At 33.0% G+C, this 16,459-nt stretch carries 15 protein-coding genes; 8 read left to right on the forward strand and 7 right to left on the reverse strand.

The window, feature by feature from the left end; genetic code table 11:
- Window positions 1-170 precede the first annotated feature (170 nt).
- Both JVU85_RS00135 and JVU85_RS00140 read right to left on the reverse strand, forming a co-directional pair.
- A complete protein-coding gene (locus tag JVU85_RS00135) occupies window positions 171-1,610 on the reverse strand; it encodes a 6-phospho-beta-glucosidase (protein ID WP_204171507.1) in 1,440 nt (479 codons plus the stop codon).
- Between the two features lie 19 nt (window positions 1,611-1,629).
- Entirely contained in the window at window positions 1,630-3,531 is a 1,902-nt protein-coding gene (locus tag JVU85_RS00140; protein ID WP_193325448.1) for a beta-glucoside-specific PTS transporter subunit IIABC, read from the reverse strand.
- Window positions 3,532-3,690: 159 nt separating this feature from the next.
- Here JVU85_RS00140 and JVU85_RS00145 point away from each other — a divergent pair, with 159 nt between their 5' ends.
- Window positions 3,691-4,392, forward strand: a complete 702-nt coding sequence (locus tag JVU85_RS00145) for a GntR family transcriptional regulator (protein ID WP_002510067.1) — start codon at window positions 3,691-3,693, stop codon at window positions 4,390-4,392.
- 263 nt (window positions 4,393-4,655) lie between these two features.
- Here the strand turns inward: JVU85_RS00145 and JVU85_RS00150 are convergent, their stop codons facing one another.
- The gene (locus tag JVU85_RS00150) at window positions 4,656-5,063 is read right to left on the reverse strand and encodes an Rrf2 family transcriptional regulator (RefSeq protein WP_142019420.1); all 408 of its coding nucleotides are present in this window, start codon (window positions 5,061-5,063) and stop codon (window positions 4,656-4,658) included.
- Between the two features lie 185 nt (window positions 5,064-5,248).
- Here JVU85_RS00150 and JVU85_RS00155 point away from each other — a divergent pair, with 185 nt between their 5' ends.
- The gene (locus JVU85_RS00155) at window positions 5,249-6,076 is read left to right on the forward strand and encodes a formate/nitrite transporter family protein (protein ID WP_002510069.1); all 828 of its coding nucleotides are present in this window, start codon (window positions 5,249-5,251) and stop codon (window positions 6,074-6,076) included.
- A gap of 132 nt (window positions 6,077-6,208) precedes the next feature.
- Window positions 6,209-6,745, forward strand: coding sequence for a GNAT family N-acetyltransferase (locus tag JVU85_RS00160; RefSeq protein ID WP_002510070.1), 537 nt, complete (start codon window positions 6,209-6,211; stop codon window positions 6,743-6,745).
- A 74-nt stretch (window positions 6,746-6,819) separates the two neighbouring features.
- On the opposite strand, the gene JVU85_RS00165 is transcribed toward JVU85_RS00160, so the two are convergent.
- Window positions 6,820-7,248, reverse strand: a complete 429-nt coding sequence (locus JVU85_RS00165; RefSeq protein WP_002510071.1) for an Hsp20 family protein — start codon at window positions 7,246-7,248, stop codon at window positions 6,820-6,822.
- 226 nt (window positions 7,249-7,474) lie between these two features.
- Window positions 7,475-7,915 (reverse strand): MarR family winged helix-turn-helix transcriptional regulator, encoded by a 441-nt coding sequence (locus tag JVU85_RS00170; protein ID WP_002510072.1) that lies wholly within the window; start codon window positions 7,913-7,915, stop codon window positions 7,475-7,477.
- A 236-nt stretch (window positions 7,916-8,151) separates the two neighbouring features.
- Here JVU85_RS00170 and JVU85_RS00175 point away from each other — a divergent pair, with 236 nt between their 5' ends.
- Window positions 8,152-8,505: a DUF3139 domain-containing protein gene (locus JVU85_RS00175; protein ID WP_002510073.1), complete on the forward strand. Its 354-nt coding sequence runs from the start codon at window positions 8,152-8,154 to the stop codon at window positions 8,503-8,505.
- A gap of 90 nt (window positions 8,506-8,595) precedes the next feature.
- Here the strand turns inward: JVU85_RS00175 and JVU85_RS00180 are convergent, their stop codons facing one another.
- Window positions 8,596-8,937 carry a DUF4889 domain-containing protein gene (locus JVU85_RS00180; RefSeq protein ID WP_002510074.1) on the reverse strand — a complete coding sequence of 114 codons (342 nt, stop codon included), beginning with the start codon at window positions 8,935-8,937 and terminating at the stop codon, window positions 8,596-8,598.
- Window positions 8,938-9,186: 249 nt separating this feature from the next.
- Here JVU85_RS00180 and JVU85_RS00185 point away from each other — a divergent pair, with 249 nt between their 5' ends.
- Window positions 9,187-10,626 (forward strand): sucrose-specific PTS transporter subunit IIBC, encoded by a 1,440-nt coding sequence (locus JVU85_RS00185; RefSeq protein WP_002510075.1) that lies wholly within the window; start codon window positions 9,187-9,189, stop codon window positions 10,624-10,626.
- Between the two features lie 255 nt (window positions 10,627-10,881).
- On the opposite strand, the gene JVU85_RS00190 is transcribed toward JVU85_RS00185, so the two are convergent.
- Complete coding sequence (locus tag JVU85_RS00190) at window positions 10,882-11,820, reverse strand: magnesium transporter CorA family protein (RefSeq protein ID WP_002510076.1); 939 nt, start codon at window positions 11,818-11,820, stop codon at window positions 10,882-10,884.
- Between the two features lie 310 nt (window positions 11,821-12,130).
- Here JVU85_RS00190 and JVU85_RS00195 point away from each other — a divergent pair, with 310 nt between their 5' ends.
- The 3 genes from JVU85_RS00195 to JVU85_RS00205 all read left to right on the forward strand — a co-directional run bounded on the left by JVU85_RS00195 (window position 12,131) and on the right by JVU85_RS00205 (window position 16,430).
- Window positions 12,131-13,798, forward strand: a complete 1,668-nt coding sequence (locus tag JVU85_RS00195) for a Na/Pi cotransporter family protein (RefSeq protein ID WP_204171508.1) — start codon at window positions 12,131-12,133, stop codon at window positions 13,796-13,798.
- A 281-nt stretch (window positions 13,799-14,079) separates the two neighbouring features.
- Window positions 14,080-15,099, forward strand: a complete 1,020-nt coding sequence (locus JVU85_RS00200) for an MsnO8 family LLM class oxidoreductase (RefSeq protein WP_135024438.1) — start codon at window positions 14,080-14,082, stop codon at window positions 15,097-15,099.
- On the forward strand, window positions 15,096-16,430 hold the full coding sequence (locus JVU85_RS00205) for an LLM class flavin-dependent oxidoreductase (RefSeq protein ID WP_135024439.1): 1,335 nt from the start codon (window positions 15,096-15,098) through the stop codon (window positions 16,428-16,430). Before JVU85_RS00200 ends, JVU85_RS00205 begins: the two co-directional genes overlap by 4 nt.
- Window positions 16,431-16,459: the final 29 nt, after the last annotated feature.

A 16,459-nucleotide genomic window follows, 5' to 3' on the forward strand; every position in this document is an offset into this window, starting at 1 on the left:
CAGAACATTTTAGGTTATGGTATTTTTGCGTATGGCTTACACATACTTTCAAAACTTAAAAAATAAAGTTAATATTCATAAAGAGTCGGGGATATAAATAGCTCTGACTAAAAATAAACGTCAATTTCTATTGAGCAGATATAGAAATTGACGTTTTCTGATTTCACCATTTATAATTGTTCACCATTGCTTGCGATGACATTTTTATACCAATCAAATGATTCTTTTTTAGTACGCTGTAATGACCCATTACCTGCATTATCTCTATCTACGTGGATTAGACCATAGCGTTTTTTCATTTCACCAGTAGTAAAAGAGATAATATCGATAATGCCCCAAGGTGTATAACCCATTAAATCAACACCATCTTCATGTACGGCATCAATTGATGCTTTAATATGAGCTTTTAAGTAATCAATACGATATGGATCATGTATTTCTCCATTGTCGTCAAAAGTATCAACTGCTCCAAAGCCATTCTCGACTATAAACAGCGGTAATTGATAACGATCGTATAAAATATTTAGCGTGTAACGCAAACCTGTTGGATCTATAGCCCATCCCCAATCACTTTGTTCGATATATGGATTGTCGACAGAGTTTGGCAAACCACCATTGGTTACATTTTCACCTGTATATTGTACGGCATCATGTTTGACAACCGTTGACATATAATAACTGAAACCAATATAGTCCACAGTACCTTCTTTAAGAATTTTCTCATCTCCATCTTGCCAACCTATATTATAATTCTTTTTAGCGAACATTTTCTTAGCATAACCAGGGTAATATCCTCTTACTTGTACATCAGGGAAGAAGAATCTTAAACGGTTTGCTTTAACAGATTCCATCATATCTTCAGGGTTACAAGAATAAGGATAAATTGCCACATGGGAAATCATTAAACCAATTTCAAAGTCTGGATTAATTGCTTTGCCGATTTTTACTGCTTTGGCACTTGCAATCAATTCATTATGAGCTACTTGATATAGAACTTCTTCAGGGTTTTCTCCTTCTTCAATTGTCACACCTGAATTGGTCCATAAGAAAATTGGATTATCAGTATCCATTTGGTTATTAATTTCATTAAAAGTCATCCAATATTTAACTTTATCTTTATAGCGTGTAAATACCGTTTCTGCGAATTTCGCAAAATAATCAGCAACTTTTCTACTTCTAAAACCGCCATAAGTTCTAGCTAAATGTAATGGCATTTCAAAATGCGATAGTGTAATGACTGGTTCAATACCGTATTTTAATAATTCATCGAACACATTGTCATAAAATTGTAAACCTGCTTCATTTGGTTCACTTTCATCGCCGTTTGGAAAAATTCTTGACCAAGCAATAGAAGTTCGTAAACATTTTAATCCCATCTCATTAAATAACGCAATATCCTCTTTATAGCGATTGTAAAAATCTATACCGATATGATTAGGATAATATTGATTAGGATCTACATCTTGTGTGATTTGTCTTGCTGTACCATGAGCACCTGCAGTCATTATATCAATCACACTTAATCCTTTGCCATCTGCGTCATAGCCACCTTCAAATTGATTGGCAGCTAAAGCGCCACCCCATAAAAATTCTTTTGGTAATTTTGTCATAACTAAACTCTCCTTTAAATTATTTGTTGATAATTGATAGCACCGTATCATTGTGTGTAGCTTGTTCATAATACTGCGGAATAATCTCATTGAATTCACTTGAGTTAGTAATAATGAATGGCACAATTGAAGTATAACCAGAATTCTCGATGAACTTTTTATCAAATTCTAATACTGGCTGATTTTTAGCTACGGTATCATTTTCAGCCACTAAGAGTTTGAAACCTTGACCTTCCATTTTTACAGTGTCTAATCCGACATGTATTAACATTTCTATGCCATCAGCAGTAGTAATACCAACTGCGTGTTTACTTGGAGCTACCATGCTAATTACACCATCACTTGGTGCATACACAGTAGTGTCACTTGGTTTAATGGCAATTCCTTGTCCCATCATTTCTTCAGCAAAAATTGGGTCATCAACTTCCGATAGTGGTACAATTTGTCCATTAATCGGTGTTACTAAATTATTTTCTGTTTGTGTCATTGTTGTTGCCGTTGACTCAGTAGTATTATTTGCACTTGGTTCATCAGTCTCAGTTTGAGTCGTATCTTCTCCATAACCTAAAAATTGAATTAAAATTATAGGTAATAAAAGACCTATAAGTGATCCTATAATAATGCCCCAAATCGACGTAGGATTATCTGGGCTGAAGCCATTAAAGATAGTAATAGGACCTGGTAAACCAGCATAAGCATAATATTTAGGGTTAAAGAAACTTGCGACAAAAGCACCTATAGCACCACTGACACAGGCGATAATAAAGGGCTTTTTAAAGCGTAAGTTAACACCATACATTGATGGTTCTGTAATTCCAAAGATACCAGTTATAGCTGCTGATGAAGCAACACGCTTGATATCGATAATTTTAACTTTAATTAATACTCCTAAAACTGCACCAATTTGAGATATAACTGCAATCGTCTGATAAGCTTGAAAGGCATCGCTTTTATATTGTTCAAAATTGGATAAAATTACAGGTGTGATACCCCAATGTACCCCGAAAATAACAAAAACTTGCCAAAATCCACCGATTAATGTGCCGGCTAACCATGGCGCAACATCAACTAAAGTATTAAAGCCACCAGCTAATCCTTGAGCAATCAATGTAGTGATAGGGCCGATAACGATTAATGTTAGAGGTACCATAATTACAATGCTAAAGAATGGTGTGAATAAAGGTTTTACAACATCATGAATATATTTATTTAGGAATTTTTCAACATATGATAATAACCATACTAGAAACAATGGTGGTAATACAGATGTTGTATAACTCGTCTCTGATAAAGGTATACCTAGAAATTTAACTGTATCTCCTGAACCAATTTTATCTATTATCGCTGTTAAATCTGGGCTAACTAAAGCAGCTGAACATGCTACAGCAATATATAAATTTACATTAAAATGTCTAGCCGCTGTAATAGCTATAAAAATTGGTAAAAAGGTGAAAGGTGCCCATGAAATAAAGTTAAATACTTCAAAAGTACCTGTATGTTCTACTGGAGGGTAGATCATTTTGCTTATTATAAGTAATCCTTGCAAAATACCTGCTGCTGCTAAAATGTAAATAAATGGTGCAAATACTGCAGACATAGTAGCGATAACTCTATTTAATATACTTCCTTTTGGTTCGTTAGACGCTTGCGTTGTCTCATTAGTGTCTTCGGAGTGAATTAAACTTTCGAAAGCTTTATAGACATCTCCTACATTATTGCCAATAACAACTTGAAATTGGCCATTGTTTTCTACAACGGTAACTACACCATCGATATTAGCAACTTTCTTTTTGGCATCAGGTTGAGAGCGTTTTAAGACTAAACGTAATCGTGTTGCACAGTGTGTGCTACTGATAATATTTTCTTCTCCACCTACAGCTTCTAAAATATTTTGTGCTAATGTTTCATTTTTAGCTGACACATAAACTACCCCTCTCTTTTAGTAAAGCGTTTTCAAATAACATAAGCCTATTATATTTGTACCGGTACAATTTGTAAAGAGGGGTGTATTTAGATTGTCTGTTATGTTATGTTATATCATGCTAAAATTAGATTATAATAATATAAGTGAGGACTAGGTATGCTGAAATACGAAATGATTGCTCAAGAAATAAATGAATATATAGAAAAAGAACATTATGAAGCGGGAGATAAATTACCTAACGTTGAAAAATTCAAAGAGATATATGGTGTGAGTAAGAGCACTGTGATAAAAGCTTTAGAGAATTTGGAAAAAAAGGGTATTATATTTCAAACTAGGGGTAGCGGAATATATGTGAGAAACAAAAAGAAAGATGGCTATGTTAATTTATTTTCAGCTAGTGGATTTCATGATGAAATAGTTGGACGTCAATTGACTTATGAAGTGAAAGAAGTAGCTGAGGTAACACCTAGTAAACATGTACAAAAGCAGTTGAAATTAGAGGCTGATGAACCAATTTATAAAGTTGAGAGAGTTATTTATGTAGATAATAAAACGTTTTGTACTGAGTTATCTTATTTTAACAAAAGTGTAGTGTTGTATTTAAATGAAGGGATAGCAGAGTCTTCTATATTTGAATATTTAGAGCAGCACTTAAAAGTGAAAATTGGCTTTTCAGATATTTATTTTAAAGTAGATAAATTAACAGAGAATGAAGCGCCAAAACTATCATTACAAGCTGGAGAACCATGCTTACGATATGAGCAATTATTTTATACGACTACAGGAGTGCCATTTGATTATTCACAACTGGTTTATCATTATGAAAATGCGCTATTCTATATTCCAGCATTAAAATAAAGTTTGGAACATAAAGCTCTATGTTTAAAATAAGGGAGAGGCTGGGACAATATTGATTCGTCCTAGACTCTTTTCAAATTGGCAGTAGCTGACTGCATTTAAAATATTCGATTTTGACCGTGCATGCTTGCCTGGGGTTTGGTTCGAGCCTGTAGTCTCTCACTCATACTATTACCCCGGGCGTCAGCAAGTTACAAAATCGGTACAAGTTATATTTTGTTATTCAATAATAAGGACCTTTGAATAACAAATAAAAAGTTGTTTTAATTGCTTATACGATGATGGATGTTTGCAATAGTGTAGTTACTTAATTTATCAATGATAGCTTGATCTACTTCTTGATAAATATCATCTAATACGTGCGTAATATTATGTCCTATTGGGCAGTTAGGATTGGTATCTTGATGAATTTTTGCAAAGTGTGTCTCAGCGTTGAATATATATTGATAGACAGCGCCTAAATTAATTTCAGAGGCACGGGTATTTAAACTATAGCCAGCCACACCTTGACTACTTTTTATAAAGTGACCATCTTTTAAATAGCGACAAATTTTTCTCACTAGCGTAGCATTACTGTTAACACTTGAAGCGATATACTGACTAGAACTAGGTTCTTTTTCAGCTGCAAGTAGTACTAAAATATGAATGGCTACGGAAAACTGTGTGTTCATCGTGTAGGCCCCTTTCTTTATATTCCTTGTGTTATTTTTAGATACAAGTAAAGTTTACGCTCTTTAGTAGGTAAATTCAATATCTTTAATACTTTGTGTCGAAATTCACCTCTATCATATAAGCGAACATTTTAGTATGATGTAATTGAATTTTAAAAAAATATTAATTTTAAAGGGGATTTACTATGATTAAAAATACAAAGTCTGTGGAAGATACGTTTATGTCAAAAGCTACAGTCGAAAACGCAGTAAATCAAGTACAAATGAAGCAAGTAATGATCGAACGTACACCTGGACGATACATATTGAAAGCTATTATGTCAGGTTTTTTATTAGCTATAGTTACTGTGTTTATGTTTGCTATGAAAACGTTATTTGCTGGAACAAATGATGGATTAATAGGCTTAGTAGGTGCAATATCCTTTAGTTTAGCTTTAGTGTTAATTGTACTAACGCACTCAGAGTTGTTAACTAGTAATTTTATGTACTTAACTATTGGATGGTATTACAAAGTAATAACATTAAACAAAATAGTTGTAATTGCTATGGTGTGTTTTGCTTTTAATATTGTGGGTGGTTTTATTTTATTTGGTTTAATGAAATTCACTCAAATAATGACGCCTGAAATGATAACAGCATTGTCAGATATGGTACAACTTAAAACAGTTGACTCATCCTGGTATGAAATATTAGTAAAAGCTATTTTTTGTAATTTCTTTATCAACATAGGTATCTATGTATCGATACAATTTAAGGATGGGCTTTCTAAAACATTTTTTATTGCTTGTGGCGTAATTGTATTTGTGTTCATGGGATATGAACATGTAGTGTTTAATGCTGGTTTATATGCAGGTATGGTGTTTTATAATTTAGAAGCATTGAGTTGGTTAGATGTACTTAAAAATTTATTCTATGCATTTATTGGTAACTATATTGGTGGGGGTATTTTTGTCGGTCTTGTTTATGCGTACTTAAATGGTGATAGAAATAGTATGGTCACAAAAGAAAAATAAAATAACTATAAATGACTTGGGCTGTGACTTGCTCAAGTCATTTTAATTGTACTACTCTTGTTGAGCATGTACTATTTATGCAGGTGATTTGAATATTACAGCTAAGTAATGAGAACAAGGAGGAGTATTATTGTGTCTGAATATAATATTAGAATAGCAGTAGAAGCTGATGCTGAAGCATTGCAAAAATTAATGTATGAAGCATTTACACCATTACGAGAATTAGGCATAGATTGGCCATCTGTTAATGCTGATTTAGCATTAGTTAAGAAAAATTTAACTAATAGTACTACTTTCGTATTGGAAAATGATAGTGAAATTATTTCTACAATAACAGTGCGTTACCCATGGGAAGGACAAAGTCGTATTTCTATGTATCCATTTGTATGGTGGTTTGCCACGAAACCTAGTTATGATGGACAAGGCATTGGTAGTAAACTATTGACCTATGTGGAAGAGACGTATTTACGTGATACTTTAAAAGCACCTGCAGTTACTTTAGGGACTTCTGCACGCAAACATCCATGGTTATTGGATATTTACAAAAAACGAGGGTATGAAGTGTATGCAGAACATGAAAGTGATGACGGTGATTTAGGCGTAATTATGCGCAAAGTGTTAATACCAGAACGCTTTGATGAATCAGTTTTAGGGCATCCACCGTTTTAACTAACTATACTGTGATACGTATATAATAAAGGCTAATGTAATTATGCGATTACATTAGCCTTTATTAGTTTAATTTAGTTAATTTCAATTGTTGATGCATCATCAACGGTGTCTACTTTTTTCGGTAATGTTACATATAGTAAACCGTTAGTAAAAGTCGCTGCAATTTTAGTTTTATCAATATGTTCAAATGAGAATTGACGACGTAAATTGTGTGTATTACGTTCTTTATGAATAACAGTACCTTTGTCAGCCTCATTAACAATTACTTGATCAGCAGCAATAGTAAGTACTTGGTTCTCATATTGTAAGGTTATACTTTCTTTAGTGAAACCTGGTAATTCGGCTACTACAGTGTATTTATCTTCAAATTCAATTATGTCAGTTTTTATATCACGTTTTAGTGGCGTTTGTTCAAATATTTGGCGTCCAAAATCCTTAAAAAATTCACCTGGATCAACGTCAAATAAAGCATTATTAAATGGTTTTTTTTCAAATGCCATACAATATCGCTCCCTTTATTAAAATGGATAATATGTTGCAATAGTTAAAGTATCATCTAGCTATATTGTAAAAGGTAAAAGTGGAAAAAGAAAGCAAAGACACATATTAGTACATATGCGCTAAGGAGAGGTAAAGTAAATTAAATAGAGGTAAAAAGGCAAGCAAAAGGCAAAGTTTAAGGCTAATTCTGCATAGACTTACTCTAGATACCTCAACTAATGGAATTTACAGATCTTTTGAGAAGTTCTTATTTACGAAATTTTGAAGCGTTGATTTTAGCTCGATTGCTTCATCTAAATCCATATCGAACTCACCAAATACTTGCATGGAAATTTTTGAAAGTGGTTCTTGGATAGATTTGCCTTTCTCTGTCAGTGAAATTTGTAAATTTCTTTCATCGTTTGTTTCACGAATACGGTCGACATAACCTTTTTTTTCTAATTTTTTCAGTAAAGGTGTTAATGTACCGGAATCAAGAAATACACGTTCCCCTAGTGATTTAATATTGATTTTTTCGTCGCTTTCGATAGCGAGTAAAACAATATACCCAGTATACGTCAAGTCATACTCTTTTAAATATGATGTATATTTTTTGATAATTTCTTTCGAAGATACATAAAATAAGAAACATAGTTGTCGTTCCAAATAATTATCTTTTTTTGTCATATTTGTCACCCCTTTTGAAACTTAACGATAGTATGAAGTAAGCGTCTTGTCAATAAAGAATCGCTTGTCTAAGGTACAAATATAGTAATCTAAGAAGATATAGGTAAATTTATTAGTTAAATAGTTAATATTAAGGAGATTTTGTTACAAATCTTGAGTATGTCTTTCTAAAATAAATATTTTAAGTCATACTAAAAAGAACATGATAAAAATTGCAGATTCAAAGGAGATTAGTAATGAAAACGGTTTTGAAAGTAATTGTTATTTTAATTGTATCGTTTATAGTAGCTGCTGCTTTATTTATTGGAATGCGAATGTATCAAGGACATAAAAATATAGAATTAGTAGATAAATATTTAGCAGAGCATAATTTAACAGATAAAATAAAAGAGGAAAAAACAAAATACAGTGGGCAAAAAGGATTATATTATAAAGAAGTGAAGTTTAAAGATAATCCGTCAATCACATATGTAGTTCAACCTATTAGTACTTTTAAAGGCATAGTAGTTCAAGGTTTTGATACTGAAACGAAGAAAAATATTAAAAAGGCAAAGTATAATGAGTTTGATGATAAATATAAACCACAATAATATTTAATATTTAGTGTCATAAAATAGCGCGTCCATTTAAGTTGAATTAAATGGACGCGCTATTTTTTTGAACAGTAGTGAAGCATTCGATTAATGTTTCATTTCGTCCATGTCATGTATTTTCATCATTAATCCGTGAGGTACATCATCATGGCTAACTACTTGCATTTTAGTATATTCATCTGATTTAGAGGATTTTACTAATCTTACAAAATCTCCTTCTTTTGGAGAAAATCCATCTTTTGCAGGTAGCTTAACATTTTCTTCGATTTTATGATCTTTTTCGTTAATTACTTTGTCAGCAGTGTTACTATTTTTCATATAGCCAAAATAAGTTTCTTTTTCACCTGAAGTCATCATAATAATTATGAGTACAACACTGACAATTAGCATTACGGCAATTAAGCCAATACTGAATACTTTTTTATTCATTGTAATCATTGCTCCTTTTAATCATCTAATTCTTTTATAACTAAAATATAGGTAGAAAGCAATTAAATATGAACTATAAATATAGAAAATGTTGAATCTGTAACAAAATGGACGTAATTTACAAAAAATTACTAAAAGTAGGTTGGAGTAGGAAATAATTAAAAAAAAGTTTGCGATTTTAGTTGGAACCGGTTACAATTGTTTATGTGTTTTGGAACCGGTTCTATTTTACTGTGGAGGTTTATTAATATGAACAATAAAAAGATTGCAGAAGAAATTTTAACCGCTATAGGTGGAAATGATAATATCGATACGATGGCACATTGTGCTACTAGACTTAGATTGGTATTAAAAGATACAGAGCAGATTGATGAGAATCAATTAGCTGAGATAGAACATGTCAAAGGAACTTTTATGACTGGTGGACAATATCAAATCATATTAGGTTCAGGGATTGTTAACAAAGTGTTTAGTGAACTTGAAAAACTTACCGGTAAAGAAGCTTCGACGACTTCAGAGGTAAAATCTCAAGGGACGAAACGAATGAATCCACTACAACAATTTGTGAAAATGTTATCAGATATTTTCGTACCCATTATTCCAGCTATTGTAGCGGGCGGCTTATTGATGGGTATTAATAATATATTGACGGCACCCGGTTTATTTTATGAGAATCAATCTATTATAGAAATGCATCAGCAATTTGCTGGGTTGGCAGAAATGATTAATATTTTTGCTAATGCGCCATTTACACTATTGCCAATTTTAATTGGTTTTAGCGCGGCCAAGCGATTTGGTGGCAATGCCTTTCTTGGTGCAGCATTAGGTATGATACTAGTGCATCCAGAATTAATGAGCGCATATGATTATCCTAAAGCATTAGAGCAAAATAAAGAAATACCACAATGGCAACTATTTGGGTTGGATATCAATCAAGTAGGATATCAAGGACAGGTATTACCTATTTTAGTTGCGTCATATATTTTAGCTAAATTAGAGCTTAGTCTTCGTAAATTTATGCCCACAGCATTAGATAATTTAGTAACGCCTCTAGTTTCGATATTTGTGACTGCGTTTCTAACGTTTTTATTCGTAGGCCCAATTACACGTACTTTAGGCTATTGGCTATCTGATGGCTTAACGTGGTTATACGAATTTGGAGGTGCAATAGGTGGTTTGATATTTGGTCTATTGTACGCACCAATCGTCATTACTGGAATGCATCATAGTTTTATAGCGATAGAGACCCAATTAATAGCTGACAGCGCATCAACAGGTGGTTCTTTTATTTTTCCTATAGCAACGATGTCAAATATCGCACAAGGTGCAGCTGCCTTAGCAGCGTTCTGCGTGATTAAACAAAATAAGAAGTTAAAAGGTGTAGCATCTGCGTCTGGCATTTCAGCATTGTTAGGTATTACAGAACCAGCACTGTTTGGAGTAAACTTAAAATTGAAGTATCCTTTTATCGGTGCGATTGTAGGTTCAGGCGTAGCAGCGGCGTATGTTTCATTCTTTAAAGTTAAAGCTGTAGCATTAGGCACAGCTGGCTTACCAGGTTTTATTTCAATCAATGGTCTCAATGCTGGATGGTTACATTACTTTATTGGTATGCTTATTGCATTTAGCGTGACCTTTATCATTACTGTTTTATTGTCATTCCGCAAAACATACCGCCAACAAAATTAATGAGTGTTAAAAAGCCTGCAGTCAGAACATAAATAACCCCTTCGCACACTAATGCGAAGGGGTTATTTATTACATTATGAAAACGACGTGTATAGTTTTTACTAAAGATCCAAAATAAGGTGTTTTATGCCGACTCCTGCGAGAATAGCACTCGCCGAAAGCGTGTATAAAAAAACTGCCAACAAAATTGAAAACTTTGTCGACAGTCTAAAAGGTTGAGTATTATAAATAACCTAAAAACAAGGTCTTACAGCATCAGAGTTTTTGTTTTCTCCATAGAAACGCCCCTACAATAGATACTAAAATGAGTGAAAGTCCAATGACGATGATCCAAGAGATATAACTATGGTCATCAATCGGTAAGGGTACATTCATGCCAAAAAAGCTAAAGACTAATGTAGGCAAAGTTAAAAATACAGTGAATAATGTTAAAGTTTTCATTGTATTATTCATTTCATTAGATAATAGAGATGCATATGAAGTTGTAATACTTTCTAAAATATTAGTGTACAATTCTGTGGTTTCTACTGCTTGTTTATTTTCTATAATTAAATCTTCTAATAATTCTTCGTCAGCTTCAAATCGCTTAATTGCAGGTAAACGAAATAGCTTTTTAATAATATTATCATTACCTTTTAAAGCAGCTAAAAAGTACACTAAACTTTTTTCTACTTCCATTAGATTATAAAGTTGTTTATTTGTCACATTGTTTTTTAGTTCACGCTCAATTCTTAAACGTGTTTTGTTTAACAAACGTAAATTTCTATTATAATGATTGGCAATTGTTAACAAGATATTTAAAGCAAAACGACTATGGAAGTTTAAATTAATAGGTTGGCGTGAAAAATTATCGAGAAATTCTATTTCTTCACTACACACAGTTAATATTTTTTTATTACCAATAATGATGCCTAAAGGTATGGTTATAAATGATAGTACTTTTAAATTTTTATTGTTAACTATAGGTAAATCAATAATGATCAGTGAATAGCCACTATCTTCATCATATTCAATACGAGCACTTTCTTCTGAATCTAAAGGGTCGCGTATAAAATCCTCAGGAATATGAAATTGTGACATTAATAATTCAATTTCTTCGCGTTCTGGGTCAATCACGTTAATCCATGATGTAGAAGTGTCTAAAGCTGAGCGAGTAATTGCTTGTGAACTGTCGTGTTTGTATGCATTTATCATGACCTAGATACTTCCTTTCAATTTTTAATACTTATTTATATTAGCGAATAACTAATAAAGTGACAAGATTTTATACGATATATTGTGCTAAATACTGTCACTATCAATGTTATAGGCAATGAAAGTGCTCAACAAAAGCATATATGCAGCTGATATTTATTTTAAATTATGAGACTATTATGATAATTTGTAATCATATTACGTTAATATTTTGTTATTACTTCTAAAAAATTAACTTAAAATTTACATTGGCTTAAAAAACATTAGATATAATTAACGTGATTTACAAATTATATGAAGAGGTGCAAAAATGGATATATCTGCAATGGAGATTATCTTCACTTTCATCGGTGGTTTAGGTATTTTTCTATATGGAATTAAGCAAATGGGTGACGGTTTACAAGCTAGCGCTGGAGATCGACTACGCGATATTTTAAATAAATTTACAAGTAACCCAATTATGGGTGTTATAGCAGGTATGGTTGTGACTATTTTGATTCAAAGTAGTTCTGGTACAACTGTAATTACAATCGGTTTAGTTACAGCTGGATTTATGACAATGAGACAAGCAATTGGTGTAGTTATGGGGGCTAATATAGGTACTACGGTAACTGCTTTTATCATCGGGATAGATATCGGTGAATATGCATTACCAATACTTGCATTAGGTGCATTTTTAATTTTCTTTATACACAAACGTAAAGCAAAAAATATAGGTATGATCTTATTTGGCTTTGGTGCACTATTTTATGGATTGGAATTGATGAGTGGTGCGGTAAAACCACTTGCTGAGTTAGACGGCTTTAACGAAATTATGTTAAATCTTTCATCTAACCCTATATTAGGTGTTTTAGCAGGAACTTTCTTAACTGTGATTATACAAAGTTCAAGTGCAACAATAGGTATTTTACAAGGATTTTATGCAAATGATTTAATTTCTTTACATGGCGCATTACCGGTATTATTAGGTGACAATATAGGAACGACAATTACTGCAGTATTAGCAGGTTTAGCAGGTACATTAGCTGCTAAACGTGTTGCACTAGTACATGTACTGTTTAACGTTATAGGTGCCATGGTTTTCTTAATAATACTACCGTTATATCAAAATATTATGGAAGTATTCCAACGTGTTTTCTCATTGAACCCTGAAATGGTGATTGCTTTTGCACATGGTACATTTAATGTGACAAATACGTTAATTCAATTACCGTTTGTCTTTGTTTTAGCATGGATAGTAACTAAAGTTATTCCTGGTAATGATGTGAATGAACAATTTAGACCAAGAATATTAGACAAAAATTTAATAGATAGAGCACCAAGTTTTGCTTTGCAAGAAGCACAAGATGAAATTCAAAATCTTGGTAAAATGTCTTTATCTATCTTAGAAAGTGCGCAAAATAAAGACGAAAAAAGTAAGAAACATGCAGAGGAAAAACATCAAGTCATAGAAAATATGTACGATAATATTCGTCAATATTTAACGAAGATATCGCAAAAGAAATTATCTGCAAATGATGCTGAACGCATGTCCGTATTATTTGATGTTAATAGAGCAATTTTAAAAGTTTCTAGCCTTTCTCAAGCTTATATGGATGATTTAGACATACAAGCTAAAGGTAAGGTGAATATATCTGAAAAAGCATTAACTAGTATAAGTCAATTGTACGAACATGTTACTGTGTCCTTTAGAGATACGGTTGATATCATTAATGTGTATGATGATATTAAGAAAGATGAAATTGTTAAACGTAGCCAAGAAGCATATGGTTTAGAACATGATCTACGTAAAGAACATATTAAGCGTTTGAGCACTGGTGAATGTACACCTGAAGGGGCAGTTCGCTATCTTGATATGATTTCTATTTTAGAACGTATTGGCTATCATTCTCGTGTAATTTCAGAATCTATGATTAATTATGGTGACGATATTAGTAATGATAAGACCTATACAGAAAATAATTCAGCATGGGTATAATAATTCAATTAGAAGCTGGGACAAAATTGATTTGTCCTAGTTTCTTTTCATATTGGCAGTAGCTGACTGCATTGAAAATGCGCTTCAAAGCAAGCTTTTTTTCAACGCTAGTCATCCTTGCCGGGGTGGGACGACGAAATCATTTTTTCAAAATCAGATTTCTGTCCCACTCCCTTTTTAATCACCTTAAATCCGACTAAATCGATAAGAATGATTGACAAAATAAACATTTAGGCATAATATAAATATAATTAAACGGTAAAAAGTAGGAGGGCATTCGTATGGTTGCGCTAAGCATTTTAGATCAAAGTCCAATTGAACAGCATGAATCAGTGCAAGACGGTTTAAAGCGGACAATTGAATTATCACAAATTGCAGATGAACTAGATTACACTCGTTATTTCTTAGCAGAACATCATAATATTCCTGAAGTAGTAGGTACGAGTCCAGAAATATTAGTAACGCATTTATTAACTAAAACAGAGCGTATAAACATTGGTTCAGGAGGAGTAATGTTACAGCACTATAGTCCTTTTAAAGTGGTGGAACAATTTCATCTCATAAGTCAATTAGCACCCGGTAGAGTAGATTTAGGTGTTGGCAAAGCGCCAGGGGGCTTTCCATTAGCTACAAAAGCGCTACAAATGGAATTACAAAATCCGCCAATTGCATTTGAAGAAAAATTACACTTATTAAATCAATTTAACTCTAATAGCTTTCTAAAAGATAATGAGTTTAAACAATTACAAACAGCTAACCGTTCAGATGATACACCGAAGCCAAATATTTTTCTGCTAGGCGGTAGTAAATCTTCGGCTGAATTAGCCGCAAAGGAACAAGTGAATTTCATATTTGCTTATTTCATTAATTCGAGTAAAGAGGCACTTGAAGAAGCAGCACGTATTTATAAACAATTATTTCCAGAGGGGATTTTTGTAGTAGCGGCAGCTGCAGTTGTGGTCGAGAATGATGCGGACAAACAACAAGTTGAAGAAGGTCGTACGAATTATCGCGTCCAGCTAGCAGAAGGCAAAAGTTTAACAGTTAATACCCTCGAGCAAGTCGAAACATTTCGTTCACAATCCTCAGAAAATCTAACTGTTGAAGAGAAGAAAATTGATGTGATTAATGGCTCTAAACAAGAAGTAGAAACAGAATTACAACGATTAGTCATCGAAGGCTATGTAGATGAATTAATGTTACATATGCCAGTGCAAAGTCATGCGCTACGTGTTAAGACAGTTAAGCAACTAGCACCTAGCAATAAGATAATAAATAATACGAAAGCAGGGATTATATGAGCAATAAAAAAATAGATTTTGGCATAATGTTAAATGGTCCAGGGGGTCATATGCATGCTTGGAAGTCTGACGAAGTACCTAGTGACGCTAGTACTAATTTTGACTTTCAATTAAAAATTGCTCGTCAAGCGGAAGAAGCAGGCTTTAGCTTTTTATTTGTTGCTGATGGTTTATATATTAATGATAAATCGATACCACATTTCTTAAATCGTTTTGAACCTTTAACATTATTAGCTGCGTTGGCACCTATTACGCGTTATATCGGTTTAGTTGGAACGATTTCTACGTCTTATAGTGAACCTTTTACAATAGCGAGACAACTTGCAACTATAGATAAGTTGAGTCATGGACGTGCAGGTTGGAATGTAGTGACTTCTCCATTAGAAGGAAGTGCTGACAATTATAGTAAAGGTGAACATCCAGAGCATGATGTTCGATACGACATAGCTGAAGAGCATATAAATGTAGTTCAAGGATTGTGGGATTCTTATGAAGACGATGCATTTCCAAGAGATGTAGAGCATAACCAATATGTAGATCAGGACAAAATGCACACTTTAAATTATCAAGGTAACTATTTCCAAGTTAAAGGACCTTTAAATATTGATAGATCAGAACAAGGTCAACCTGTAATTTTTCAGGCAGGTGCGTCTCCAAAAGGGCAAGCTTATGCTGCACAATATGCAGATGCTGTCTTTATTATTGGTGAAAGTATAGAAAGTGCTGTGAAGAATTATGACAGCATTAAACAACAAGCTGTTGAATATGGACGCCAACCTGATGATATTAAAATTTATCCTATATTATCACCTATACTAGGTGAAACTATTGATATTGCCGAAGCACGTTATGATGAAATAAAGTCATTAACAACAATTGAAGAAGCGTTAACTTATTTAGGCCGTTATTATGATCACCATGATTTTTCTCAATATGAACTTGATGCACCTTTCCCAGAGTTAGGTGATGTTGGTAAAAATAGTTTCCGAGCTACTACTGAAGCTATTGCACAACGTGCACGCGACAACAATTTAACTTTACGTCAAGTAGCATTAGAAGAAACAACACGCAAATCTCCATTCTTTGGAACTTATAAAGATGTAGCTCAAACAATAATTGATTGGTTTGAGGCGGGAGCTGCAGATGGTTTTATATTCGGACCTCATATTTATGGAGATAATTATGAAGAGTTTATTAACAATGTTTTACCGATTTTAGAAGCTAAAGGCTATTACGATGCAACTTATCAAGGAACAACATTACGTGAAAATATTGGAGTTCCATTTAAAGCTAATAGATATCAACAACAAAGTGTTGAGCATACCAAATAGCGACAAATAAAATTATGCGCAAACTTAAA

Origin of the sequence: Staphylococcus sp. GDY8P72P (genome assembly GCF_016890655.1) — a bacterium.
GTDB classification, from domain to species: Bacteria; Bacillota; Bacilli; order Staphylococcales; family Staphylococcaceae; genus Staphylococcus; species Staphylococcus arlettae.